Source organism: Bifidobacterium sp. SO4 (assembly GCF_018555355.1).
Taxonomy (GTDB): domain Bacteria; phylum Actinomycetota; class Actinomycetes; order Actinomycetales; family Bifidobacteriaceae; genus Bifidobacterium; species Bifidobacterium miconisargentati.
Genome location: NZ_JAFEJP010000005.1, coordinates 107,053 through 133,129 on the forward strand (window position 1 = coordinate 107,053; position 26,077 = coordinate 133,129).

The window sequence follows — 26,077 nt, forward strand, 5'->3', positions numbered from 1 at the left end:
CCATCACCCGAAAGTTCAGCATACGGACGGGTGCCTGAACATTTTTCTGGAGTCGCGAAAGGTCCTCTACCAACAGGGCTGGCCCGAACCCCATACGACTAATAGCATTCCCCCGTTCACCTATTCGTAACATAACAGGGCTGTAGCGAGAGGAACATCGTCAATACATTTCATTCGATAAGGAGAGTCGATCATGTCTACCACACAAACCCAATCGACAGGTATCGGCACCAATGACGCCACATCCACCGCCTCTGCAGCGTCGGTGGAACAGTCCGTGCAGGACAATGACTACACGCTTTCTCGTGTTCCGGCCAACGCCAAACAACCGTTCTGGAAGATTCTGGTGATTCGCATCGGCAGCATCTGCTGTGTCTCCCAGCTGGTACTCGGCGCATCCCTTGGCTATGGCATGAGCTTCTGGGGCGCATTCTGGGCGACCATGCTCGGCTCCGTCCTGCTTCAGGTCATCAGCTGGGCCCTCGGCACGGCGGCCGCGCGTGAAGGACTTTCCACCAGTTTGCTTTCTCGCTGGACCGGTTTCGGCAAGATGGGATCCGCCATCTTCGGCGGCGTGATGGCCATCTCCATGGTCGGTTGGTTCGGCGTGCAGAACTCCGTGTTCGGCGAAGGTATGGCCAATATCCTGTCTTTCACGGATTTCCTCGGTAAGCTCGAGACCCCTGTCTGGTCTATCATCACCGGCATCGCTATCACCGTACTCGTGGTGTTCGGCGTCAAGGCCATCGCCAACTTCGCCACTGTGTTCGTCCCGCTGTTCATCCTCGTGGTGCTCTATGCATCCTTCGTGATGTTCCAGTCCAATCCGCTCTCCTCACTGTTCAATACGCCAGCACCCGGCCCTGCCATGTCTTTGGGAGCTGCGACCACCATGGTGGCCGGAGGCTTCATCGCCGGTGCCATCTGCACTCCTGATTACGGACGTTTCCTGCGCAATGGCACCGAAGTGTTCTGGATGACCCTCATCGGCACGTTCGTCGGCGAGCTCGGCATGAACCTGCTGGCCGTTCTTCTGGCTCATGCCACCGGCACGAACAACGTGGTCGACATGATGATGGCCACCTCCGGCGTAATCGGCGTACTCATCGTGGTCGCGTCCACCGTCAAACTCAACGACATCAATCTGTATTCCTCCTCGCTCGGCCTGTCGACGATGGTCAATGCGCTGTTCAATCGCAAGCTCAACCGCAACGCATTGGTGTGGGGACTCGGCATCGTCGGCACGTTCCTGTCCGTTATCGGCATCATCAACTATTTCACCGGTTTCCTGACGCTGCTTGGCGTGGCCATTCCCCCGGTAGCAGGCGTGATGGTCATCGACTACTACATCCTTCGCCGCAGCCGCAAGGATCTCGAAGCCACCCGAGATGCTGGAACCCTGCCGGAAAGCGTTGAGAAGTGGAACCCCGTGGCTCTGATTGTGTGGGTCATCGGCTTTGCCGTGGGCGAGGTGACCAGCATCTACTCCATCGGCATCCCCGGCTTGAATTCGCTGATCATCGCCGGTCTGCTGTACTGGGCGATCATGGTCGCCTACGCCAAGGCCAAGGGCGTGGAAACCGTTGAATTCGCCCGTACCGAGCAGGTGTTGTAAAGGACACCCGCATGACGAAGCAGACGGCGCGTATCGTACTGGCGCAGTTCGACAGCGAATTATGCGATCCTCAAGCCAACATCGCCAAGGCCCTGCCGATGATTCGGCAGGCCGGCGATGCCGGGGCCGACATGATCGTTTTCCCGGAGTTGTTCACCACCGGCTATGAGCTGAGTATCGTAGGACCGCACATCACCGAGCTCGCGGAGTCGATTGACGGTCCTACAATCACGGCCTTACGCGCCGCTGCAAGGGATTCGAACCTCTACGTGGTTGCGCCCATCGCCTTGTACCACGAAGATTTGCCTGGAGTGCCGTTCAACAGCGCCGTGCTCATCGACCGCACAGGCGAAATCGCCGGTGTCTACGACAAGCAGCATCTGTGGGCATTGGAGCGCTTCTACTTCCGCGGAGGCAACGGGTCTCCTGTATTCAAGACGGATTTCGGTACCGTCGGCATCATGATTTGCTACGACATGGGATATCCGGAGGTCGCACGCATGCTGACGCTCAAGGGAGCCCAAATCATACTGTGCCCGTCGGCATGGTGCGAGCCCGATCATGACGTGTGGGATATCAACGTACCCGCACGCGCCCTTGAGAACACGGTTTTCCTCTGCGCAGTCAACCGGTACGGCCTGGAGAAAGACCTGTATATGGGCGGGCATACCAAGGTCTGTAATCCTCGAGGCCGGGTCATCGCCGAGTTGCCTGATGAGGCCGAGGGAACACTCACCATTGATTTGAACCTCGATGAGATTATCGCCCACCGCCAGACCAGCCCGTATCTGCGGGACCGACGGCCGGAACTGTATTCGGACATGCTCCTGCCCTGAGCAGCGTCACGCGCGATAATTGACCGGCGGAGTCGGCAACGACAAGCCCAAAAGCACAAGCATGTAAGTGCACAAAGAGAGAAAGACAAGGAGTGTCATCCCCTATGCCACAAACGGAAGCGGCAGTTACGTCTCAGGAGCCGAGCTTCGAATCGGACAGCCTCTATATCCCCGAATCCGACCGCCGTGGATGGTGGTCCATCGCCTGCATCTGGATCGGCAACTCCATCAACGTCTCCACGCTGATGACCGGAGCCATCCTTGGTGCCGGGTTGACCCTTTGGGATGCGTTCTGGGCCGCGTTCATCGGCTTCGGCATCATCCTGGCCTACATGTGCTTCGTGGCCATGGAAGCCACCGACACCGGCCTGCCCACATCGGCCATGTCCACCGCCGCATTGGGCCGTAAAGGCGGCCGCTACATCATCTCCATCATCTTGGGCATCTCGCTCATCGGATGGTTCGGAGTCCAGGCGGCCGTCTGCGGAGCATCGTTCTCCCTCATGGTCGGCAAACTCGGACTGAGCGTCTCCCCGCAAATCGCCTCGATCGTTCTGGGCGCTCTCATGTTGGTCACCGCCATCCTCGGCTTCGACGGAGTCAAGTGGGTGAACTACATCGCGGCACCACTACTGTTCATTATCTGCGCATATGGCCTGTTCTCCTCCCTGTCGGGCACCGGCTTGGGAACCCTGACCGCCTATGTACCCAAGGAGAGCATGGGACTGGTCGCAGGCATCAACATCGCCGTCGGTTTCTTCGCCGTCGGCGGCGCCACGGTGGGCGACTTCACCCGTTACGCGCGCGATCGCAAGGGCGCCGTGCTTTCCAGCATCATCGGCATCTGGCCCCCGATGGTCATCCTGCTCATGATGGGCGCGATGCTGTCCATCGTCAAGCCCGAGTCCAGCGGCGACATCTCCCAGATCATGGCTTCCATGGGTCTTGCAGGCGTGGCGCTGATCGCCCTGGTGCTTTCCACCTGGTCCGTGAACGTCGGCAACGCCTACTCCGCAGGTCTGGCTTTCGCCGTCATCGCCGATAAGGGCGACAAGGGCTACCGCGTGTCCACCGCCATTGCCGGTGTTCTTGGCATCGCACTGGCCGCGGCGGGCATCATGGATTACTTCCAGATGTTCCTCACCGTACTTTCCGCGATGATTCCTGCCCTTGCCGGATCGATGATCGCCGACTACTGGCTGGTGCGTAAAGCCCGCCCCGAGAACTTCCGTCCGCTTGACGGTTTCTCCGTGCCAGGCCTGGTCTCGTTCATCGTCGGTTCGGTTATCGCTCTCATCACCGGCGGCACCTTCTCCTCCGTACCTGCCCTCGCCTTCCTCGACCATCCGTTCTTCCTGGGGCCGGTCAATGGCATCGTCGTGTCCATCGTGCTTTACGTGATTACTTACCGCCTGATGAAGCTGCCCAGTTTCGATGGTTCCATCCTGCTGACCCGAAAGGAGCGCTGACATGCGTCATCTGGTTTCTTCGGACATCCCCGATATCGCGCTCGGCTCCTCACTGCTCGGCGCGGGCGGTGGTGGTGACCCCTATGTGGGCAGTCTCATCGCCCGCCAGGCATTGGACAAGGCCGGAAGCATCGAACTGTACGACGCTGACGAGGTCCCGGACGAATGGCTGGTCGCCACCATCGGAGGCGTAGGTGCGCCGAGCGTGCTCGCCGAAAAGGGCATCAACGGCTGCGAGATCACCAACCTGCTCGCAGCGCAGGAGGAACAGCTTGGACGCAAACTGGACGCATTCGTGCTCTCGGAAATCGGCGGCATGAACTCGGTCATTCCGGTCGCGGCTTCAGCCATCGCGGGCATTCCCCTGGTCAACGTCGACGGCATGGGTCGCGCCTTCCCCGGACTACAGCAGGACTCCTACAACATCGCCGGCGTGCATACGTGGCCGATGGCCTTCGCCGATGAAAAAGGCAACGTGGCCATGTTGACCACTGTCGACAACGATTGGATGGAGAATCTCGGCCGCGCTACCGTGGATGCAATGGGAGGCCAGGGCATCGCGCTCGGCCAGTTCATGTCCGGCAAGACCATGAAGCACGCCGCCGTTCGCGATTCGCTGACCAAGGCCAAATTCATCGGAGAAACGATTCGCCATATCAAGGACATCGCCGCCACCGAAGGCTATCCAACTCCCCGCGCCGCCCTGTTCGACAAGATCGGGGCGATCGGTCTGATCGAAGCGAAAATCACCGACGTGACACGTGAGACCCGTGGCGGTTTCAACTTCGGCCGCGCCGAACTGGAAGGTATCCGCGGTTCCAAGACGCATACCGGTACCATCGAATTCCAGAACGAGAACCTCATCGCATATCTCGACGGCAAGCCCGTGGCCACCACCCCTGATCTCATTTGCCTGGTGGATTGCGACACCTTCATCCCCGTGACCACGGAAACCCTCAAATATGGCAAGCGCGTCATCATGTTGGTCCTGCCCTGCGCCCCGGTATGGCGCACGCCAGCAGGCATCGATTTGGCGGGGCCACGCTGGTTTGGCTACGACCTCGATTACATCCCGTTCGAGAACATCGAAACCGTGCTGTGACATGACTTGGCAGGAGCAGCCCGCCAAGGGAACCATCAATGAAAGGACACGCGATGAGATCCATCGGCGTTGACGAAATCAACGACATCGCTTTAGGTGCCGCATTATTGGGCGCAGGCGGTGGCGGCGACCCCTATATCGGCCGGCTCATAGCCATACAAGCCGTCAGGGAATGCGGCCCGGTTACGCTTATCGAGCCCGACGAGCTTCCCGATGACGCATTCATCGCTCCCTGCGCGATGATGGGCGCTCCGACCGTGATGACAGAGAAAGGCAGCGGCCGCAACGATTTCGACCGTCTGTTCGACTTGGTCGAACAGTATTCTGACAAAAAAATCTATGCCACCATGCCGATGGAGGCGGGCGGTGTCAATTCGATGCTGCCTATCGCCGCTGCTGCCCGTCGAGGCATTCCACTAGTCGATGTGGATGGTATGGGCCGCGCCTTCCCTGAACTGCAAATGGTCACCTTCACTATCGGCGGCGCCTCCGCCACGCCTCTTGCCTATAGCGACGAGAAAGGCAACGCCGGCGTCATGAGCAACGTCTCGAACAAGTGGACCGAGGACATCGCCCGTTCGATCACCAACGTGGTCGGAGGACAGCTCATGATCTGCCTGTACACGATGAGTGCTCAGATGTGCCGCGAATGGGGCGTCAAGGGCATCGTATCCAAGTGCGAGCAATACGGTAAGGCCATCCGTTCCATCAAGGAGGGACTGGCCGATACGACTACCGAACAGCGATTCCTTGAATTGACCGATGGCTACCGCCTGTTCAGCGGCAAGGTCGTGGATGTGCTGCGTGAGACGCGCGGCGCATTCAACTTCGGCAAGGTCATCCTCGAAGGCATCGGCGGCGACAAAGGACACAAGGCCTCAGTCGAATACCAGAACGAGAACCTTCGCTGCGAAGTAGATGGGGAAACGCTTGCCACCGCCCCTGATCTTATCTGCCTCGTCGATCAAGACACATACACACCGGTACCGAACGAGGCCGTGAAATATGGCAAGCGCGTGCTCATCGTCGGTCTGCCCTGTGCCCCGCAATGGCGCACCGAAGAAGGCATCAAACTTGTCGGCCCACGGTACTTCGGCATCGACACCGACTACATTCCCGTTGAAGAACGTTCGAAGCGCAAAGGAGAGTGACCATGTATAAACTGGGAATCGACGTGGGCGGCACCAATACCGATGCCGTCATCATCGATGAGGATATGAATGTGGTGGCCGCCGTCAAGCGGCACACCAGCCAGGATGTGTACGGCGGCATCATGGATGCCGTGGACGCCGTTCTGGAAGAGTCGGGCGTGGATGCCGCACTCATCAACCAGGCCATGCTGGGCACCACGCAGTGCACGAACGCCATTGTGGAGCGCAGGGGATTGTCTCCCATCGCCATCCTGCGTATCGGTGCACCGGCCAGTGAAGGCATCCCGCCGATGGTGGACTGGGATGATTCCATCCGCGCCGTGTGCGTCGATTGGACGATCATCGGAGGAGGATTCGAGTTCAACGGCAAGCGACTCAATGAATTCGACGAAGAAGCTTGCCGCGCTTTCCTGAACAAGGTCAAGGGCAAAATCAAGGCATTGGCCATTTCCTGCGTATTCTCTACCATGCGCAATGATGACGAGATCCACGCCGCACAGATTGCCCATGAGATTCTGGGCGACGATTTCCCCGTGTCCATTTCCAGCGAAATCGGCTCAATGGGCCTGATTGAGCGCGAAAATGCCACCATCCTCAATGCCGCCCTGACCGAAGTGGCGGAACGCTTCACCGATGGTTTTGCACAGAGCCTCAAGGACAAGGGCATCGTCAACGCGGAGGTTTACCTTTCCCAGAACGACGGCACCCTCATGACCATTGAAAATGCCCGTCGTTACCCGATTCTGACCATTGCCTGCGGTCCAACCAACTCCATTCGCGGCGCAAGCTATCTGACCAGGCTCAACGACGCCATCGTCATCGATGTCGGCGGCACCACGTCCGACTTCGGCGTGCTCTCCCACGGATTCCCGCGCGAAAGCGGCGTCGCGGTTGATATCGGCGGCGTGCGCACGAACTTCCGCATGCCCGACGTCATCTCCATCGGCCTGGGCGGAGGCTCCATCGTGCGCACGCACGATGACGGGACCGTGACAGTCGGCCCCGATTCGGTCGGCTACCAGATCACCGAGAAGGCGCTGTGCTTCGGCGGCGACGTCATCACCGCCACCGATATCGCGGATCGCCTGGGCAAGGCCACGATTGGCGACCCGACGCTTACCGAAAGCATCGATCTGGAAGTTGCCAAGAAGGCGTACACGGTCATGCGCGAAATGGTTGAGGACGCCATCGACTCCATGAAGATCTCCAGCGAACCCATCGATGCCATCCTGGTCGGCGGCGGCTCCGTGCTGCTCCCCCACGATCTGGCCGGCACCAAGTCCGTGGCCTGCCCGGAGTTCGCAGGATGCGCCAACGCCATCGGTTCCGCTATCTCCAAGGTCTCCGGCATGTTCGAAAAGCTTGTCGACTACGAGGAGATCGGCCGTGAGGAAGCCCTCGAACACGCTCGTCAGGAAGCAATCGCAGCCGCCGTCCGCGCCGGCGCCGATGAGGCGACCGTCGAGATCATCGACTCCGAGGACGTACCGCTGGCCTATTACCCTGGCAAGACCAGCCGAATCCGTATCAAGGCCGCCGGCGACCTTCGCCTGGTGACCAAGTAGGAGGAGGATTCATGCTGTTGCGTCAGATGCTGGAGATATACGACCTGTTGGATACGCCGCAGGCCAACGGCGACGCCGTGGCCTCGCTGCTGCGTGAACGCGGTGCTGATGATGTGACCTTGCACACCATCAGCACGGATCGCGGTTCCACTGATTGCATCAAAATCATCATTCCCGGTCGCACGGGCAAGACCGTTGGCGGGGGCTCCCCCACGCTCGGTATCGTCGGCAGGCTGGGCGGCATCGGCGCACGGCCTGGTCTCATCGGACAGGTTTCCGACGGAGACGGAGCGCTTGCTGCGCTGACCGTCGCGCTCAAACTCGCCGAGATGCACCGTAACGGCGACGTGCTCGACGGCGACGTCATCATCGGCACGCACGTGTGCCCCGACGCGCCTACGATTCCCCATGAGCCGGTGCCGTTCATGGACTCCCCCATCGACATGGCCACCATGAACGAGCAGGAAGTCGACGAACGCATGGATGCCGTGCTCTCCATCGACACCACCAAAGGCAACCGCATCATCAATGTCAACGGATTCGCCATTTCACCGACCGTGCTCAAAGGCGCTATCCTGCCGGTCAGCAATGACGTGCTGGACATCATGACCCGCACCACTGGACACATGCCACAGGTATTCGCATTGAGTCAGCAGGACATCACCCCATACGGCAATGACCTGTACCATCTCAACAGCATCCTGCAGCCGGCAACCGCGACTCCTGCCCCGGTAATCGGCGTCGCCATCACCGTCGAGCAGGTAGTGGCTGGCTGCGCCACCGGTGCCACACATGGCATGGATGTGGAGGAAACCGCCCGATTTGCCGTCGAGGTGGCGAAATCCTTCACCGCTGGCCACTGCTCGTTCTACGACGAGGATGAATACCAGCGTCTGATTTCGCTGTATGGCGGATTCGAGCGATTCCAGACGCCCGGGAATGCTGATTAAATTCAAGAATCGGTCTCAGTACTAGTTAAGGCTGTGGGTTCCTTCTCAACGAGAAGGAACCCACAGCCTTAACTATCGGAAGAGGGAGGAGGAAACACGAATTAGAGCAGGCCAATCAGGCCGTGGTCACGACCGTCACGGGCGAATGCCGGTACCGTATCCAGTGCCGCGGCGGCTGAAATGGTCTGGCCGCCCGAGTATACGGAACCATCGCGCAGATCGGTCCATGTGGTCGATGCATCGCCGGGCAGGTAGACATCGCGTGAATCCGCACCGGCCTCCACCACGGGGGCCACGAGGATATCCGGGCCGAACAGGTATTCGTCGGCGATATCCGCCACGTGCTCATCATGCGGGAACTCGTAGAACAGGCCACGCACCAGGGGCTGACCCTGCTCATGTGCCGCGGCGAACAGTTCACGGGTGTACGGGCGCATGGCCTCGCGCACGGCGATGTACTTGCGGAACACTGCTTCGATTTCCGGTCCGTAGCTCCACGGCTCGTTGTCCGCGCCGGAGGGGGAACGATGTTCGCCGGCGGCGTTGGTCACCGTTTCCTTGCCGGTCGGGGTACCCAGGCTACGGTCGCCGTGATTACGCATCACCGGCAGGAAGGTGGAGAATGCGCACCAGCGAGCCAACAGTTCCTTGAAATCGTCGGAATCGATCACACCATCATGGAAACCGCCCATGTCCGTGGTGAACCACGGGATACCGGCCATGCCCATATGGATGGCGCAGGTGATCTGCGAACGCAGGTCCGCGAATGTCGATCCGACGTCGCCGGACCAGACCAACGAACCATAGCGCTGGGAGCCGGCCCACGCGCAACGGGTCAGGTTGACGATCTCGCCTTCCATGCCGGCTTCGATCTGGCCCTCATAGAAGCCGCGGTTATAGGCCTGCGGGTAGATGTTGCCCACATTGAGATCACTGCCCATGTGGTAGCGGTAGTTGCGGAAATCGTAGACACCGTATTCGGGTTCGGCCTCGTCGAGCCAGAACGCGCGCACGCCCTTGTCCCAGTAGTTGGCCTTGCACTTGTTCCACACGAACTTGCGAGCGCCGGGATTGGTGGGATCGTAGTTGACGCACGGTTCCTCGAACATCATGTCGAGGTTGAGGCCGGCCTCCGCGCTCACCAGATAGTTGTTGCGCTTCATTTCCACGAAGTTCTCCGAAGCCACCGAAACCTGAGGCCAGACGGATACCATGAGCTTGACTCCCATGGAATTGAGCTCGGCCACCATGCCTTCGGGGTCCGGCCAGAATTCGTTCTCGAACTTGTAATCACCCAAGTGGGGCCAGTGGAAGAAGTCGATGACGATCAGATCGAGCGGGATGTTGCGGCTCTTGAAGCCACGGGCCACATCAAGCAACTGCTCCTGGTTCCAGTAGCGCAGCTTGCACTGCCAGAAGCCCATGCCCCATTCGGGCATCTGCGGCGCATGACCGGTGGCATCGGCATACTGTGATTCGATCTGCGCGTAGGAATCGCCGGCCGTGACCCAGTAGTCGATCTGATCGGTGGATTGTGCCGCCCATTCGGTGCGGTTGCGGCCGAACGTGGCACGGCCGATGGCCGGATTGTGCCACAGGAAGCCATACCCCTTGGAGGACACGACGAACGGCACCGACGCCTGGGAATTGCGGTGTGCGAGCTCAAAGGTGGAACCCTTGAGATCAAGCACGTCCTGCTGGTACTCGCCCATGCCGTACAGGCGTTCCTTGGGGTCGGCGCTGAACGCGGCGGTCGCCTTGAAGCTTTCTCCGGAGACGGGCGCATAGTCGCGCGCCTTGAGCAGGAGGGAACCTCCTTGCGGATATTCACGAAACAGGAGCTCGCCCTTGTTGTTCCAGAAGCTCAAGTCGCAGCGGAAGGTCTCGTATCCGGCGGAGAGCAACGGGGCGTGCGTGGCGTCGGCCTTGACGATGATATCGCCGTTGGTCAACGTGGCATGCTCACCGTCCTCGCTGACGACGATACTGGCAGATCCGTCGTTCTGCGGCTCAAGCAGTGCCCAATCGACCGGGTCGAAGCTTCGGTTGCGGGTGGCGCGCACGCGCACGCTGTTCTTGCCCCAGGCTTCGACACGAAGGGTCTCGCCGTCGCCGGTCCAGATCAAGGCGTTGGGTTCAATGATGAATGATGTGGTCATGATGATGTCCTTGTGGGATTCGTGGCTTGTGTTTCGTCTCAGATCGCAGGTTTCGGCGGATCAGTCCTTGACCGCACCTGCGGTCACGCCTGCGGCGACGTACTTCTGGGCGAACACGAGCAGAATGGTGGCGGGGATGGATGCAAGCACTGCCGTGGCCATCATCGGACCCCATTCCTGGGTCTGTGCACCGATGTAATTGTACAGGCCCATGGTAATCGGCCTCATCTTGCCGCCGCCGGAGTCAAGCGTGGAGGCGAACAGGAAGTCGCTCCAGGACCACAGGAACGCAAACAGGGAGACCGTCACGATCGAGTTGCGCGAGAGCGGGATGACGATGGAGAAGAAGCGACGGGTGCGGGTGGCACCGTCCACTTCAGCCGCCTCAAGCAGCGACTTCGGGATGCCGGCCATGAAGGAGGTCAGCAGCATGACGGCGAAGGGAACGGCGATGGTCGAGTCCGCGAGAACCAATCCGGGCAGGGTGTCCAGCAATCCGAGGTTGTTGTAGATTTCGTAGAAGCCCAGAGACATGACGACCGCGGGGATCATCTGCGCCACGATGAGCAGGAAGCTCAGCACGCCGCTGCCGGGGCAGCGCAGCAGCGCCAATGCGTATGCGGCGGGCAGGGCGATGGCCAGGGTCAGGATCACGCAGCAGAAAGCCACGAGGATTGATGTGCCTAGGTAGGGCAGCTGGTCGCCCAGCACACGAACGTAGTTGTCGATGGTGAAGTCCTTGGGCCACAGGTCGCCGGAACGGATGGAGGCCTTTCCCGTGAACGAGATGTTGATCATCCAGTAGACGGGGAACATCATGATAAGCGTCAGTACGATGCCGAGTACGGTTTTCCACCAAGTGCTGCGATGCGTCATTGCGGTCACTCCCCTCAGTAGGTTTCCTGGGTCTTCTGGACCCGGAGGTAGATCAGGCCGAAGATCAGCGCCACGATGATGAGGATCGTGCCGAGGACCGAGGCCTCCGAATATTTGATGGTCATGGACGTGCCCTTGCCGAAGGCCATGGCGTATGCCCAGGTGGCAAGGGTTCGCGAGGTGCCGGTGCCTTGGGACATCATCCAGATCACGTCGACGACCTTCAGCGTGTAGACGAAGCCGAGCAGCAGGGTGATTGAGGTGACGGGCTTGAGCAGCGGGAAGGTGATCTTCCAGAAGCGCTGCCATGCGTTGCAACCGTCGAGGGATGCGGCCTCATAGAGGTCGCCGCTGATGTTCTGCAGACCGGAGTACAGAATCACCAGATTGAACGGGATGCCAAGCCAGATGTTGGCGATGATGACGGCCCACAGGGAGTTATCCGCCTGCAGCCACCAGATGGGTTCGATGCCGAACAGGCCGAGGAACATGTTGAGGATGCCGGAATCCGGATCCATCATCCACTGCCAGACCGTTCCGGAAACGATCAATGGCAACAGCCAGGGAATGAGCATGACGCCGCGCAGCACGCCGGAAAGTTTGAAGTTGTCGTTGAAGAACACGGCGAGCGCGAGGCCGATCACATACTGGAAGATCAGCGAGACCACAACGAACACGAAGGTCTGTCCGACGACCGGCCAAAATTCCGCCGACGTGACGACTTCCTTATAGATATCGAAGCCGACGAAGGGTGCGTCACCGGTGACGAAGGTGCGGCGCGTGTAACGGTGAAGGCTCATGGAGATGTTCTGAATGAGCGGGAAGGCGTAGAAAATCACCAGATAGACAACCAGCGGGGCGATGAATCCGGCGATGGCCAGCTTTGCCCGAACCGGGCTGCCGACCTGTCCGGCCCGCTTGCGACGCGGACGATTGACTGTTGCAGCTGTCATGTTTCCTCCTGTATGAGACGGGCGGACCGAAGCCCGCCCGTTAAACGCATTCTTTATTTGCCGAATGCCGTATTACGGATGTCAGGCCGCGTTCAGTGCCGCCAGCAGGGACTCGGACAGGTTGGCGGAAGCCTCCTCGTACTTGAGACCGAGGTCGGAGGTACGGCCCTTGGCGTTCTCAATGGATTCCTTCCACTGGGCGAGGCCCTCGTTGGCGGCGAGCTGCTCGTCACGCACGGCCTTCTTGGCTGCGAGGTTGCTCAGCGCGTTGCTCACCTTGAGCAGGGTCTCGTTTTCGGAGAGGCATTCGATGACCTGGTTGGCGAGCTTGTAGTGGGATTCGGCGTTCTTCTTGTGATAGGCCACCATGGCGAACTCACCGCCCGTGGGCACCTTGGCGACGCCGCCGTCCTTGGCCGGAATCGGGATGAGCTTGGCACCGGCCTTATCGGCCTCGGCCTGCATCCAGGTGCCGATTTCGGCGAAGCCGTAATCGCCGGCCAGGAAGAGGTCCCAGGACGCGGACTGGGTGTTGGTGGTTGCGGACTTGGGAGCCCAGCCCTTCTTAATCCAGCCGGAGAGCAGAGCTTCCGCGTCCTTCTGGGCGGTGGAGTCCAGCTTGGACAGGTCGCCGCCGGCACCCCAGAACCACGGCAGGAACTGGAACACGCCTTCCTCGCCGGAGATGCCGGAGAAGGTGATGCCCTTGTAACCGGCGTTGACCACCTTTTCGATGGCGGCGTTCAGCGAATCCCAGTCGGTGATGGTGCTCACGTCCACGCCGGCGGCCTCGATGACCTTGGGGTTGTACATGAGACCCAGCGTGTTGGAGCCGCCCAGCGGAACGCCGTAAGCCTGGCCGTCCACCACGCCCGGCGCCTCAAGGTTCTCGTCCCAGGCGGAGACGTCGAGGCCGGTCTCATCGGAACCGGCGACCAGTCCGGCATCGACCGCGGAAGGAATCATCGGGTTGTCGATCACGGCCACGTCCGGGCCGTTGTCTTCCTTGATGGCGGTGGTGAGGTTGTTCAGCAGGTCGGAGGTGGCGATGGCCTGACGCTCGATGGTGTACCCTTCGGGGGCGCATGCCTTGACCAGCTTGTCGAATTCGGAGCCGTCCTCATGGCGGGTCCAGTCGTCCCACCATTCGATGACCTTGTCATCGGCGGCATCGTTGCTGCTTCCGCAGGCGCTTACTCCAAAAAGCATGGCGCAGGAGCACAAAGCGGCGGTTGCCTTCAGCACGGTATTGGACTTCATATCTCCTCCTTGAGAGACCGTTCCCTTGGCCTTCTTCTGGCCTTGTGGCTAACCCTCCTTCGGGTCTCCACACCGGTATGCAAACCGGTTTACATCAAGTAGTGTAAATCAAATCATCGAAATATGCAAACCGGTTTGCATTGCGACACGCCGATGCTCTCAAAGAAGGAAGATTCGCATGAAATCAGCGCCCAAACCGGTTAGCTTCAGCGGCATGAAACCGCTAGTATACGGAAACAGACAAGTTGTAATCGAACGGCACCCACAACGCAGCGGGCGGCGAACGAGGACGGGACGGACAGGGCTCAAAGGAGGCACACCATGGTGACCATCAAAGATGTGGCGCGAGAGGCCGGCGTCTCCAAAACCACGGTCTCGTTCGTACTTTCCGGCTCCCGCCCGGTCGCCGCCGCCACGGAGCAACGCATCCGGGAAGCCATGGACCGGCTCGGATACACGGTCAATCATGCCGCGCGAAGCCTGTCCACAGCCCGGACCACCACTATTGCGGTGGTGACCAGCAACCGGCAAGGAGCCTATTTCGACATCGCCCGTGGCACCTATATCAATGGACTTTCGCGCGCAGCCGCTGAAACCGGCTACGACATGCTCATCACCAATGATCCGGACGGTTCAGCCACGGAGAACGTCTGCCGTTCCCGTAAAGCCGATGGCATCATCTTCCTGGACGTTCGGCAAAACGACCCACGTATCCCAATCGTCGTGCAATCCGGGCTGCCCGCGGTTTCCCTGGGAGTGCCGCTCGACCCGCAGACCCTTGATGTGGTGGATACCGATTTCACCGATATGGCGGCCTCGACCATGCAGACCCTGCACAACGCCGGTCACCGGGAGGTGAGCGTCATCACACTCAGCAGTCGCGTGATTGCCGAACAGCTCAACGACACCGCACGTTTCCTGCAGGAAATCCAGCAATCAGGTGAACACCTCGGCATGCACGCCACCATCCGGCATTGTTCGACCCGACCAGGGCTTATCGACGAGGACATCAACCGAATCATTGACGAACGCGGAGCGGACACGGCCTTCGTCATCCATAACGAATCCGCTGTGTTGGTATTCAGACGGGCCGTGGAACGCCGCGGTCTGCATATTCCCGATGATCTTTCCGTCATCGCCATCAACGAAAAGCAGATGTCGGACGCGCTGTACCTGCCGTACTCCGCCTATGAGAACGACGTGGAACTGGTCACCCGCACGGCGGTCACTAAGTTGGTGGATCGAATCGAGCATCCGGGGAATCAGCCGACGAAGACCCTGATCAAGGCTTCCTACATCGACCGTGGGTCCGTCGCCGCGGTACAGTTTGACATCCTTAAGTAGAAGTTATCATCATTTTTTGCCGAAAACACATCTAGAATATTACAGCATCTCATCAATATATGTACCGTAAAAGTATATCTCCCTCATGAACGAGAGCAACAATAATTTACAAAAGAATTTATCCAGCTATTTATTTTTAGAAAAATAATCTTAAAAAATTCTAAAGCCTGTTCCAGTAGCAAAACACCTATTAACACATCAGAAAGAATCATTTTCCACACTTTTTCAGCATCACTTTCTGATATCGATTTAGAAACTATCGGCAGCCGAACTTCAACCGGTTCAATCGCTCGATCAACAATTGACATCAGAATAGGTAAAAGCATCCATACTACCGAATAAAATGCCATACCCTTGACCCAGGCAGCTTTACCATCGGTGATAATAAGTGTTATAACGGAACAGAAGGCCAGTAAGCATTGCACACCCCCTGCAATTCTCCCCAATACCGCATTATTTTCATATATATACGGATAATATTTTAATAAATACATTCCAATATTAAATTGAACAAGAAATAAAAATGGAATTACGAAATCATAATCATATATTTTATACATTAACTCCAACACTATAATTAATATTATAAGAAGTAAATCGACTATTTTAAAGACAGCAACACTGGTCGAGGCAATAAAATTTGAATACTTGATATATAGCAAATAGACTACAATAAAGTAAGATAATATAATTATTAAATATATTCGATAAAGTCGTAGATTTCTCTTCTCCGTATCGATAGTCATTACACCTCATTTGACATTTTTAAACATGGCCACAGCATTTACGATAACTACAACAATTAATTATTCGTCCACTTGAAAATAATGATGGTTTTAAAACTTCCGCAATGCACCTACCATATTGCAACGTCTCTATTCAAATAATGGCGCATATATATTCACTGTTTCCCCTGCAACCTGCGCGCCACGACCTTCATTAGCTCGCGCTGCTTGGAACCGCTCGGTGCCACCACATCCACATACTTGCGGATCGGACTGTCCTCTGCAATCGCGCGCTCATGATGCCTCACCGGCTCCGGACGCTTCACACCGGCCAACAACGCCATCATCTGCAGCGCGAACGGCGTCTCCTGCGCGTAATCCCAGTACAACGGCCCGAAATCGCACCACGGGTTCTTCCATGGCTTATCGAAACCGGCGTAATGCACAATCTTCGGCACCTTTCGCGAAGCCATATACCCGTGGAATACCTCGACGGGCGCATAGGCAAACACGCCCTGCACTCGGCCGGCGCAGTCGTGCATCACGTTCCATTCATACGGCAGGTACGTCACCTTGCCTTCGCATTCCATGTTAAGGATGTCCTGGTCGTTGTAGATGAAGCCTGGTTGCGAGGCGATTTCCAACCATTCATCCACCGTATGAAGAGCGCGCATGCGATCCAGGTTCATCACCAGTACACCAGCCTGGAAATACCCGTACGGGTTGGTCATGCCAAGCTGCCTGTTCGTATACTCCCGGCGCTTACCGTCCTTCATGTTGAGATTGCCCAGATAGTCCAAATCACGCACCGCGCCGATGGCAGCATCGCCCAACGACGTGTCGAACAGCTCGGCCACATCGTCATTGATCACCAGATCCGAATCGAGATACAGGATCTTGGAGTAGAACGGCAGCGCATCCTGGATGATGAACCGGTAATACGTTTCGACGCTGATATGCGCATTGTTCGTCGTGAGTGCGTATCCGGCCATCGCACGGCTCACATCGTAGAACCGCACGGTGGCGTGCGGGAATTGACTGAGGAACGTCGCGATGTTCTGCTTGTTGGCAGCGGAAATATCCCGCTCCAGCACAATCACATCGTAGATGCAGTCGGGATTGGCGTTCTTCAGCATCGAGTACATCGCCGTGGTCAGCATCGGAACATAGGCATCGTCGGCGGCGAAAACCACCGGCACCACGTTCTGCGGGTTCTCATCCAGCGGATCGAGCGTGGCCACAGGTTCGGGATTGGTGAAATGCACGCACTGCAGCTGCTTGGTCTTCCATCCGGCACCCGTACGCTGATGATGTGCGATGTAGATGTTGAGCAGTCGCTCAGCCAGATGACCGGGCGTACGCAACGTTTGTTCGTCGGCGATGCTGTGGTCCCACTCACCCACGAACTCCTCCAGCAGAGGGAACAGCCAAGCGCAGTAGTCGAAGAAGATCTCCTTGCGCATGATGAACATGTTGCAGAAGCAGGCCTTACGCCCGTCCAGCACGGCGTCGGCATCCTCGCGGTATTCAGGGTGCTTGCGACACAGGATGTCATACATATGATGCAGGTCCGTGATGCGCAGGTGGCTGTCTGCGTTCCAATGATCCTTCAGCGATGTGAATCCGCCGAACGAGCGGACGTCGTTGATTGGTGAGGTGACGACGTCGTAACCGGACACTGCAGCCGCGATGGAATTGTCGTCCAGACCATACTTGCCGATTGATTCGGCATCGATGAACGTGTCGATGATCTCGCCGTAATCATTCTGCGCGTAGGTCGACGGCGAGAAGTTAAAGTACCGGCGATAATGGCAGAACCCGTAGTAATCGGCATCCGCGTTTTTCCAAGCCCAGTACTGGGCGGTCAGCTCGCAATACATGGGGTTCAGCTCGGAAATGGAGTCGCCGTCATTATCGTGCAGTGTATTCTCGAACGGCATCTTGGCGTTCGCTGTGCCTACCTGAATCGGCAGCACGCTTGCGCAATTAGGGAATTCGGCGGGTTTATGTGCGGAAACGAAAATCCTGATACGGTCGTGCTGATGGTGCTGGTCATGCGCCGTGAGAGCCATGCGTGTTCTTCCATTCTAGCTAGCTGTCAAATCGTCCTATTCACACCAGAATACTAGAAAATGATATCAATCATCACTGGTGGTGACTAAAATCCGTAAACACATATAGAAAGACAATTATTCAGGCAACTGTCTTTGCATCAGCACTGCGGAAAATATTTTTCAACTGCTCAATTGAAAAAATATTCAAAACAAACAGTAACAATATATATATAATATATATAAACACATATATTACTACTATCGTCAATAGATTAATATAATCTATATGCCCAAAACAACAATGAACAACTAGCCACAAACCGATATTAACGCTAAAAACAATGCAAATTCTTACTGATATAATATTACCAATTCTATGTATCACATAAACAAACGAAGCCAACATCGTAAATCCCGTACAACTTACGCTTGCCACAGCGATACCCGTAATACCATATCGCATTGCCGAAATAATAAATAAGGGTATAGTGACTATCAGAGAAATAATAGAAAGGATGTCCGAAAATTTAGTAGATTCACTTGAATTGATTACCATATTAAGAATCACGGTAATCCCCACAAAAAAACTCGAGAACGATAAGCACGAAAGTGCCGGAGAAGCCACAGCAAATGATTGTCCATAAAAAACCGACAGTAATGTACTGCTACTCGCAGATATAATTACAGATATGGGAAGAATAAAAGAAAAAGCTATCAACAATAATTCGCTCGTACTTCCAATAGCTTTATCTATTCTATTCTGCCCTATTTGCTTTGCTACAACAGGAAGTATAACCGCAGAAAAAGCCTGCAAAAGATAATAGGATATTTTACCAAAGTTCATAGCACCCGTGTAATATCCAGCCATAGAAGCAGGGGTCACCACTGCCTTAACAATAAGCGTATCCATGCTTAACACAAGCGACACTACAATAAAGAAGAAAGAAAAACTTAAAACATGATGCGCTACATAGATTAGAGATATTTTCTCCCCATTACTCCGCGGTAACGTAGAACGGCGATGAAAAAGAATTACACAACCGAGCATAATTGTGATAAACACCGCTAAAATAAAACCAATTTCAACACCAATTACGGGATTATCACGGAAGAAGAAAATAATAAGAGGTATTACACCCAACTTGGCTATAGGATAAAATGTATTCAGCAATGCACTGGTTCCAAAATGCTGTAAACCATCATTTATCCCCAATAAAACCGACTGAACCCCTACAACGACTACTAGAAAAGCAGCGATTTTAAAATATACACCCATTGAATCATCGTTGAATATAATTCCAAACAGCGAGGATCCAAAATAATTTACGCAGAAAAATAAAACAATAACACCTAATTGAAATATGGATGTTTTATATACGATATCCCAAAAATCATAATTCTTTTGCGATATTTCTTTTGCAACCGATTGCCTGGCCCCATTATTCACGAACATGTATTCAAAATCCAATACCGTAATTATGGTACCAACAACACCATAGCTAGCCGGAGGCATTGTATTACCAAGAAAGTAATGCATGACATAGCCAGAGACAAAGAATACAATATTGCTAATAATATTTAGGAGCAACCCACGCTTCATACTTATATCCTGACTGCATTTAGCTTCGCTAGCTATGCTTAAAAACAAGATAAAATTAATCACAACGGAACAAATCCCGCGTGAAAACCTTACCGCTTATATCACCGAGATCATCGTTCCATCGATTGGCTACGACAATATCTGATTCGCGTTTAAACTGTGTCAAATCACGAATCACTTTAGAACCGAAGAAGTCCGGCGTATTCAATGTTGGCTCGTAGACAATAACGGTCAACCCCTTTGCCTTGATACGCTTCATGACGCCTTGAATGGCAGATTGACGGAAATTGTCGGATCCAGACTTCATCGTGAGTCGGTAAATACCAATCACTGGATTCTTGATATCGGCCACTCGATCGATGATTTCGTCCGCGATGAAGTCTTTGCGTGTACGATTCGCCTCAACAATGGCTCCGATAAGGTTCTGCGGTACCTTATCGTAATTGGCAAGCAGTTGCTTGGTGTCCTTAGGCAGGCAGTAGCCACCGTAGCCGAAGCTCGGGTTGTTGTAGTCGCTGCGGATGCGTGGATCGAGACATACACCATTGATGATCGACTGGGTATCCAGACAGCGGGATTCCGCATACGTGTCTAGTTCGTTGAAGTAGGCCACTCGTAGCGCAAGATATGTATTGGCGAATAACTTGATGGCCTCAGCTTCCGTCAGCCCTACCACGAGTTCCGGAATTCCGGTGGTTCCATCAGGATTGACGCGCCGCATTTCTTGAGGATCTGCGCCTTGGACAAGCAGTTCGGCAAAGGTATGTGCTGCGGCAACGGCCTGCTCATCATCTTGAGGAGCGCCAACCACAATGCGGCTGGGGTGAAGATTGTCGAATAAGGCATGCCCTTCACGCAGAAATTCAGGAGAAAAGAGAATGCGACTATCACGCAACCGTTCTTGTAGTTGCTGCGTATAACCCACCGGAATGGTGGATTTAATCACGATCCAGGCTTCGGGCGCATAACGGCGCACAGCCTCGATGGCGGCTTCCACACTGGAGGTATCAAAGTAGTTTTTCTTCGGGTCATAGTTCGTCGGAGTGGCGATTATTGCATATTCGGCACCGGTGTAGGCCTGAGCAGGATCCAATGTGGGCTGGAAGTTCAATGGGCGATCGCCAGAAACATTCGCTTGCAAAAAATCGGAGATTTCCTTATCCACGATTGGACTGATGGCTTTGCCCAACATGGACACCTTCTCCGGAACAATATCTAGTGCGTGCACTTCGTTGTGTTGCGCCAGCAGCAAGGCCACAGACAAGCCTACATATCCGGTGCCCGCAACTGCAATCTTCATATTTGACCCTGCCTCCCTATGGCTTGTCATCTTTGTCGCCTGTTTGTCTTGACAACTCTTCATATAGTAGTGGCTTATTGATTCAGGGACTACTTGATGAAGCAGCTGTGACGCTCTCATAGTCGGAATCGATTAATGTCGCCCGACATTGGTTAACGTCTAGTGAATTCGTCCTGAACTTGTTATTACAATGAAGCGCAACGTTGCCGTATATGGATGGATGTAATGACAAAGCAGGAAACCGAGACTCAGGTCACTCATGTCTCCGAACAGGAAACACGCGATAACAAACGCAGCGTGTCAGCCAATGAAGATATGCGACTCCCATCGGAAGAAGCTACGGCTCCCACGCGCGAGTCATGGATAAAAGGTAAAACTCACCGTTTTCACGAGCGCCTGGCGGATTTGTGGGAACCTGTAGCGAACACCGCAATCGGGCAATGGGTAATTCAGATTTGCAAAGTCATCTCCGCACTTTGGCAAAAGCGCCTGCGATTCTCCTATGCGTTCTATTTCATCGTGTTCGCCATCACCAATGCATCTGCCGTGACGTTCCTTCAGTGGAGCATGTACTACGAGCCGACCTATGCCGATCCTGATGCCGTGGACCAGACCACCAAGCTACTCAACAGCGTCAAAGGCCAGCTCACCAAATTCGTCAGTCAGATGTGGATGGAGCAGAAGTTCAACTGGCTGCTGAACTTCCTGGTAATGGGCCTTATCTATCTGGTTCTGGTGTTCCTGATTAACCGGTTCTGGATAGCCACTGCCGTATTTTCCGCCGTCATGATCACCTTCACTGTGGCGAACCGCATCAAATCAGGGCTCCGTGGCGAACCGATTCTGCCGTCCGATCTGAACTTCATCACCGGCGGCAACGGCGGAGAGATCAGTTCCTTCATTCCGAAGGACAGCATGCCATTCGTCCAGCATGCCATTCAATTACTCATTGCGATAGCGGTAGCATGCGTCGTCCTTCAGATTCTCGATCGTCGTAACTGCTTTATTCCCTTCCACTGGAAGCACCCGTTCCGTAACGCCAAGACCATCATCGGCAATTGCTCTCGCGTGCTTGCGTTGCTGCTGAGCGTTGTCACTCTCGTATCCTTCACTTGGAATCTCAGCGTTCCGGGATCGTGGTCGTACATGTGGGCGGCGCGTCTCGGCGATTCGCCACAGCTATGGAACGCCATGGGCGACGCTGCCAACAACGGCCCGATGATGAACTTCCTTCGTCTGGCGCACGTCAAAACCATGACCAAGCCAGACGATTACAGCCAGCAGACCATGGAGGATTTGGTCGCTAAATACACCAAGAACGCGAAGTCGACCAATCAGACCCGTGCCGCCAACCTCACCGATAGCACGGTCATCATGATCCTTTCGGAATCGTTCTCCGACCCCACTCGCGTTCCCGGCGTGAGCTTCTCCGAAGACCCGATGCCGAACCTTCGCAACCTCAAGCAGACAACGACTGCCGGCCTCATGCTCTCCACTGGTTATGGCGGCGGCACCGCCAATATCGAATACCAGTCGCTTACCGGCCTGAGCATGGCCATGTTCGATGACTCGATGCAGTCCATGTATCAGGAGCTCGTGCCGCATGAAAAGCAGGCATACACGTTCAATCAAATCTGGAATGAGCAGTATGGCGAAAACGGTTCGATTGCATTCCACCCGTATTACAAGGGCATGTATCTGAGGGACAGCAACTATAAGAAATTCGGATTCAGCAAGTTCCTCACGCTTGACAGCGATCCGGAAATCACCCATCAGGACCGTATTGACAATTCAGTCTACGTCAGCGATGCGGCCGCATACCAGAACGTGCTTGATGCTCTGGCGGATGGCACGAACCACTCGCGGTTCATGCAGCTGGTCACCATCCAGAATCACATGCCATACAGCAATTGGTATAACGACAATCAGTTCGTGGAAGGAGACACGTCGACGCTCAGCGGCGATGAACGTCAGAGTGTGGAAACGTATGCCAAGGGCGTGAACATTACCGATCAGGCGACCACTGATTTCCTGAACCAGCTGGACACCATCGATAAGCCCATTACCGTCATTTTCTATGGCGACCATCTGCCGGGCATCTACAACACTGCCGTGAACGGGACCTCCATGACCGACACGAAGGGGCGGGCCAATCTTTACGAGACCGATTATTTCATTTGGTCGAATCAGGCGTCCTCATCGGCGGGAGCAAAACTGAGCGAACAGTCTTCAAGCTATACGTCGTCCAACTTCTTCATGTCGCTTGCCGCGGAACACATGAACGCCAAGGTATCGGCGTATCTTGAGTTGCTCAGTGAGCTGCATCAGCAGATTCCGGCAATGAGCCGCCCGGTTGCCACGAGCGATTCCAAAGACGATGACAACAATACGTATCTTTCGGATGACGGCAATGTGGTGCCGTACGATTCGTTGTCCGCAAAGGCCAAGAAGCTGCTGCAGGATTATGAGCTAGTGCAGTATGACTTGACCGCCGGCAAGGGGTATCTGAACGATACTGACTTCTTTAAAGTGAAGTGACAGTGTTCTGGCTCCCCTCTCTGAGGGGAGCTGGCGCCGCAGGCGACTGAGGGGAGTATTGCAGCTAGTCCGTCACTCCCCTCAGTCAGCTTCGCTGACAGCTCCCCTCAGAGAGGGGAGCCAGAAACACGTAGTGCTTACTTAACCAGCAACGGCGCGACCTGCTCCTCGTAGGCGGTGAGGGCGGTGTCGATCACGTTGTGCATGTCGTAGTACTTGTACGTGCCGAGACGGCCGCCGAACACGACCTTCGGCTCGGCTGCGGCCTTGGCCTCGTACTGGGCGTACAGGGCCTTGTCGGCGTCGGTGTTGACCGGGTAGTACGGCTCGTCGCCGCGCTCGGCGAAGCGGGAGTACTCCTCCCAGACCACGGTCTTGTCCGGGTTCTGTTGGTCGGCGCGCTCCGGGTTGAAGTTCTTGAACTCGATGGCGCGGGTGTACGGCACGTCGGCGTCGGAGAAGTTCATCACCGGGCAGCCGAAGTGGTCGCCCTCGTCGTAACGGACCTCTTTGAAGTCCACCGTGCGCCACTTAAGGTCGCCGAGCTCGTAGTCGAAGTAGCGGTCGACCGGACCGGTGTACACCACGGGCACGCCGGCGGCGAGCAGGGCCTTCTTGTTGTACGGCTGGGACTCGTCGAAGAAGTCGGTCTTGAGGGAGACGGTGATGCGCGGGTCGTCGATCATGCGCTCCATCCACTTGGTGTAGCCGTCCGTGGGCAGACCTTCCCAAGTGTCCTTGAAGTAGCGGTTGTCGTAGTTGAAGCGCACGGGCAGACGCTTGATGATGGCGGCCGGCAGCTCGGAGGGGTCGGTCTGCCACTGCTTGCCGGTGTAGTTCTTGATGAACGCCTCGTACAGCGGGCGGCCGATGAGCTGGATGCCCTTGTCGTTGAGGTTCTGCGGGTCGGTGCCGGCCAGTTCGCCGGCCTGCTCCTCGATAAGAGCCTTGGCCTGGGCGGGCGTGTAGTGCGCGTGGAAGAACTGGTTGATGGTGCCGAGGTTGATCGGCAGCGGGTAGACCTCGCCGTCGTGCGTGGCGTAGACGCGATGCACGTAGTTGGTGAAGGTGGTGAAACGGTTGACGTAGTCCCACACGCGCTTGTTGGAGGTGTGGAACAGGTGGGCGCCATACTTGTGGATCTCGGCGCCGGTCTCCTCGTCGATGTAGGAGTAGGCGTTGCCGCCAATGTGGTCGCGCACGTCGATGATGTGCACGCGGGCGCCGGCGTGCTCCACCGCCTGCTGGGCGATGGTCAGGCCGAACAGGCCCGCACCGACGATTACCAGGTCCGGATATTCAACAGCATCTGCCATGTGCAGTAAACCTTTCAATCCCTGTGTTCGATTCGGGTCTATTCTAGCGGTACGGCGGTTCAGGGGCGTAATTCCGCTGTTTTCAGTACCATAGGAACCATGGCTGAAGAAGTTTTCACTCCTCATAACATCATCGTGACTGGTGGTTGTGGTTTCATCGGTTCGAATTTCGTGCACTATGTGTATAACAATCATCCGGATGTGCATGTCACGGTGTTGGATGCGTTGACGTACGCGGGCAACCTGGAGAACATCCGTTCGATTCTGGGTGATCGTGTGGAGTTCGTGCATGGCAACATCTGCGATGCAGAGCTGCTCGACAGGATCGTTCCCGGCCACGATGCAATCGTGCATTACGCGGCCGAGTCGCACAACGACAACAGCATCGCGAATCCGGAGCCGTTCCTCAAGACGAACGTGGAGGGCACGTTCCGCCTGCTGGAGGCGTGCCGCAGGTACGACGTCAGGTACCATCACGTTTCCACGGACGAGGTGTACGGGGATCTGGCGTTGGATGATCCGGCGAAGTTCACGGAGGAGACCCCGTATCATCCCTCCAGCCCGTACTCGTCGACGAAGGCTTCGTCGGATCTGTTGGTGCGTGCGTGGCATCGCACGTTCGGGATCCGCGCGACGATCAGCAACTGCAGCAACAATTACGGCCCGTATCAGCATGTGGAGAAGTTCATCCCGCGTCAGATCACGAACATCCTGGATGGTTTGCGTCCGAAGCTGTATGGTGACGGCCGTAACGTGCGTGACTGGATCCATACGGACGACCATTCCACGGGCGTGTGGACGATCCTGACGAAGGGCCGTATCGGCGAGACGTACCTGATCGGCGCGAACGGGGAGCGTGATAATCTGACCGTGCTGCGTGACATCCTCACCGTCATGGGCAAGTCCCCGGATGATTTCGATTGGGTGAGGGACCGTCCGGGCCATGACCGCCGGTACGCGATCGACTCGACCAAGCTGCAGACCGAGCTCGGCTGGAGGCCGGTGCACACTGATTTCCAGAAGGGCTTGGAGCAGACGATCCGGTGGTATACGGATAACCGCGCGTGGTGGGAGCCGGCCAAGGCCGCCACCGAGGCCAAGTACAAGCAGCAGGGCCAGTGAGGGCCTGAGAGATTCTCGGCTCCCCTTGTCAGGGGAGCTGTCGGCGTGGCCGACTGAGGGGTAGTCCTATACGAAAACAGTTCCTCCCCTCAGTCCACCTTCGGCGGACAGCTCCCCTCACAGAGGGGAGCCAGCGCAATGG

19 protein-coding genes are annotated in these 26,077 nt (G+C 56.1%); 10 read left to right on the plus strand and 9 right to left on the minus strand.

What is annotated here, in order from left to right:
- Positions 1–193: 193 nt before the first annotated feature.
- The 7 genes from JS536_RS05335 (at position 194) to JS536_RS05365 (ending at position 8,688) form a co-directional block, all read left to right on the plus strand.
- Positions 194–1,615, plus strand: coding sequence for a cytosine permease (locus tag JS536_RS05335; RefSeq protein WP_214356075.1), 1,422 nt, complete (start codon positions 194–196; stop codon positions 1,613–1,615).
- Positions 1,616–1,626: 11 nt separating this feature from the next.
- The gene (locus JS536_RS05340; RefSeq protein WP_214356076.1) at positions 1,627–2,451 is read left to right on the plus strand and encodes a nitrilase-related carbon-nitrogen hydrolase; all 825 of its coding nucleotides are present in this window, start codon (positions 1,627–1,629) and stop codon (positions 2,449–2,451) included.
- A 104-nt stretch (positions 2,452–2,555) separates the two neighbouring features.
- Positions 2,556–3,920, plus strand: a complete 1,365-nt coding sequence (locus JS536_RS05345; protein WP_214356077.1) for a cytosine permease — start codon at positions 2,556–2,558, stop codon at positions 3,918–3,920.
- Between the two features lies 1 nt (position 3,921).
- Entirely contained in the window at positions 3,922–5,022 is a 1,101-nt protein-coding gene (locus JS536_RS05350) for a DUF917 domain-containing protein (RefSeq protein ID WP_214356078.1), read from the plus strand.
- A 38-nt stretch (positions 5,023–5,060) separates the two neighbouring features.
- Positions 5,061–6,173, plus strand: a complete 1,113-nt coding sequence (locus tag JS536_RS05355) for a DUF917 domain-containing protein (protein ID WP_240544265.1) — start codon at positions 5,061–5,063, stop codon at positions 6,171–6,173.
- 2 nt (positions 6,174–6,175) lie between these two features.
- Positions 6,176–7,738: a hydantoinase/oxoprolinase family protein gene (locus tag JS536_RS05360; protein WP_214356079.1), complete on the plus strand. Its 1,563-nt coding sequence runs from the start codon at positions 6,176–6,178 to the stop codon at positions 7,736–7,738.
- A gap of 11 nt (positions 7,739–7,749) precedes the next feature.
- The gene (locus JS536_RS05365) at positions 7,750–8,688 is read left to right on the plus strand and encodes a DUF1177 domain-containing protein (protein ID WP_214356080.1); all 939 of its coding nucleotides are present in this window, start codon (positions 7,750–7,752) and stop codon (positions 8,686–8,688) included.
- A 101-nt stretch (positions 8,689–8,789) separates the two neighbouring features.
- Here JS536_RS05365 and JS536_RS05370 read toward each other — a convergent pair whose 3' ends face one another.
- The 4 genes from JS536_RS05370 to JS536_RS05385 form a co-directional block, all read right to left on the minus strand.
- Entirely contained in the window at positions 8,790–10,847 is a 2,058-nt protein-coding gene (locus tag JS536_RS05370; protein WP_214356081.1) for a TIM-barrel domain-containing protein, read from the minus strand.
- A gap of 60 nt (positions 10,848–10,907) precedes the next feature.
- Positions 10,908–11,723: a carbohydrate ABC transporter permease gene (locus JS536_RS05375; RefSeq protein ID WP_214356082.1), complete on the minus strand. Its 816-nt coding sequence runs from the start codon at positions 11,721–11,723 to the stop codon at positions 10,908–10,910.
- A gap of 14 nt (positions 11,724–11,737) precedes the next feature.
- Positions 11,738–12,676: a sugar ABC transporter permease gene (locus JS536_RS05380; RefSeq protein ID WP_214356083.1), complete on the minus strand. Its 939-nt coding sequence runs from the start codon at positions 12,674–12,676 to the stop codon at positions 11,738–11,740.
- Between the two features lie 81 nt (positions 12,677–12,757).
- Positions 12,758–13,936 (minus strand): extracellular solute-binding protein, encoded by a 1,179-nt coding sequence (locus JS536_RS05385; RefSeq protein ID WP_214356084.1) that lies wholly within the window; start codon positions 13,934–13,936, stop codon positions 12,758–12,760.
- 321 nt (positions 13,937–14,257) lie between these two features.
- Between JS536_RS05385 and JS536_RS05390 the strand changes: the two genes are divergently transcribed.
- A complete protein-coding gene (locus JS536_RS05390) occupies positions 14,258–15,280 on the plus strand; it encodes a LacI family DNA-binding transcriptional regulator (protein ID WP_214356085.1) in 1,023 nt (340 codons plus the stop codon).
- An 83-nt stretch (positions 15,281–15,363) separates the two neighbouring features.
- Here the strand turns inward: JS536_RS05390 and JS536_RS05395 are convergent, their stop codons facing one another.
- The 4 genes from JS536_RS05395 to JS536_RS05410 all read right to left on the minus strand — a co-directional run bounded on the left by JS536_RS05395 (position 15,364) and on the right by JS536_RS05410 (position 20,959).
- Entirely contained in the window at positions 15,364–16,026 is a 663-nt protein-coding gene (locus JS536_RS05395; RefSeq protein ID WP_214356086.1) for a hypothetical protein, read from the minus strand.
- A 155-nt stretch (positions 16,027–16,181) separates the two neighbouring features.
- Entirely contained in the window at positions 16,182–18,077 is a 1,896-nt protein-coding gene (locus tag JS536_RS05400; protein WP_214356087.1) for a DUF4422 domain-containing protein, read from the minus strand.
- 121 nt (positions 18,078–18,198) lie between these two features.
- Positions 18,199–19,659: an oligosaccharide flippase family protein gene (locus tag JS536_RS05405; protein WP_214356088.1), complete on the minus strand. Its 1,461-nt coding sequence runs from the start codon at positions 19,657–19,659 to the stop codon at positions 18,199–18,201.
- A gap of 55 nt (positions 19,660–19,714) precedes the next feature.
- Entirely contained in the window at positions 19,715–20,959 is a 1,245-nt protein-coding gene (locus JS536_RS05410; RefSeq protein WP_214356089.1) for a nucleotide sugar dehydrogenase, read from the minus strand.
- A 225-nt stretch (positions 20,960–21,184) separates the two neighbouring features.
- On the opposite strand from JS536_RS05410, the gene JS536_RS05415 reads away from it, so the two are divergent.
- Positions 21,185–23,497: an LTA synthase family protein gene (locus JS536_RS05415; protein ID WP_240544266.1), complete on the plus strand. Its 2,313-nt coding sequence runs from the start codon at positions 21,185–21,187 to the stop codon at positions 23,495–23,497.
- A gap of 137 nt (positions 23,498–23,634) precedes the next feature.
- Here JS536_RS05415 and glf read toward each other — a convergent pair whose 3' ends face one another.
- Positions 23,635–24,813 carry a UDP-galactopyranose mutase gene (glf, locus tag JS536_RS05420; RefSeq protein ID WP_214356090.1) on the minus strand — a complete coding sequence of 393 codons (1,179 nt, stop codon included), beginning with the start codon at positions 24,811–24,813 and terminating at the stop codon, positions 23,635–23,637.
- 99 nt (positions 24,814–24,912) lie between these two features.
- On the opposite strand from glf, the gene rfbB reads away from it, so the two are divergent.
- Positions 24,913–25,935: a dTDP-glucose 4,6-dehydratase gene (rfbB, locus tag JS536_RS05425; RefSeq protein WP_214356091.1), complete on the plus strand. Its 1,023-nt coding sequence runs from the start codon at positions 24,913–24,915 to the stop codon at positions 25,933–25,935.
- Positions 25,936–26,077 lie beyond the last annotated feature (142 nt).

Bases quoted from the DNA above. Each gene is read 5' to 3' on its own strand.
- JS536_RS05335 (WP_214356075.1), top strand. From the start codon at position 194: ATGTCTACCACACAAACCCAATCGACAGGTATCGGCACCAATGACGCC.
- JS536_RS05340 (WP_214356076.1), top strand. From the start codon at position 1,627: ATGACGAAGCAGACGGCGCGTATCGTACTGGCGCAGTTCGACAGCGAA.
- JS536_RS05345 (WP_214356077.1), top strand. From the start codon at position 2,556: ATGCCACAAACGGAAGCGGCAGTTACGTCTCAGGAGCCGAGCTTCGAA.
- JS536_RS05350 (WP_214356078.1), top strand. From the start codon at position 3,922: ATGCGTCATCTGGTTTCTTCGGACATCCCCGATATCGCGCTCGGCTCC.
- JS536_RS05355 (WP_240544265.1), top strand. From the start codon at position 5,061: ATGAAAGGACACGCGATGAGATCCATCGGCGTTGACGAAATCAACGAC.
- JS536_RS05360 (WP_214356079.1), top strand. From the start codon at position 6,176: ATGTATAAACTGGGAATCGACGTGGGCGGCACCAATACCGATGCCGTC.
- JS536_RS05365 (WP_214356080.1), top strand. From the start codon at position 7,750: ATGCTGTTGCGTCAGATGCTGGAGATATACGACCTGTTGGATACGCCG.
- JS536_RS05370 (WP_214356081.1), bottom strand. From the start codon at position 10,847: ATGACCACATCATTCATCATTGAACCCAACGCCTTGATCTGGACCGGC.
- JS536_RS05375 (WP_214356082.1), bottom strand. From the start codon at position 11,723: ATGACGCATCGCAGCACTTGGTGGAAAACCGTACTCGGCATCGTACTG.
- JS536_RS05380 (WP_214356083.1), bottom strand. From the start codon at position 12,676: ATGACAGCTGCAACAGTCAATCGTCCGCGTCGCAAGCGGGCCGGACAG.
- JS536_RS05385 (WP_214356084.1), bottom strand. From the start codon at position 13,936: ATGAAGTCCAATACCGTGCTGAAGGCAACCGCCGCTTTGTGCTCCTGC.
- JS536_RS05390 (WP_214356085.1), top strand. From the start codon at position 14,258: ATGGTGACCATCAAAGATGTGGCGCGAGAGGCCGGCGTCTCCAAAACC.
- JS536_RS05395 (WP_214356086.1), bottom strand. From the start codon at position 16,026: ATGACTATCGATACGGAGAAGAGAAATCTACGACTTTATCGAATATAT.
- JS536_RS05400 (WP_214356087.1), bottom strand. From the start codon at position 18,077: ATGGCTCTCACGGCGCATGACCAGCACCATCAGCACGACCGTATCAGG.
- JS536_RS05405 (WP_214356088.1), bottom strand. From the start codon at position 19,659: ATGAAGCGTGGGTTGCTCCTAAATATTATTAGCAATATTGTATTCTTT.
- JS536_RS05410 (WP_214356089.1), bottom strand. From the start codon at position 20,959: ATGAAGATTGCAGTTGCGGGCACCGGATATGTAGGCTTGTCTGTGGCC.
- JS536_RS05415 (WP_240544266.1), top strand. From the start codon at position 21,185: ATGACAAAGCAGGAAACCGAGACTCAGGTCACTCATGTCTCCGAACAG.
- glf (WP_214356090.1), bottom strand. From the start codon at position 24,813: ATGGCAGATGCTGTTGAATATCCGGACCTGGTAATCGTCGGTGCGGGC.
- rfbB (WP_214356091.1), top strand. From the start codon at position 24,913: ATGGCTGAAGAAGTTTTCACTCCTCATAACATCATCGTGACTGGTGGT.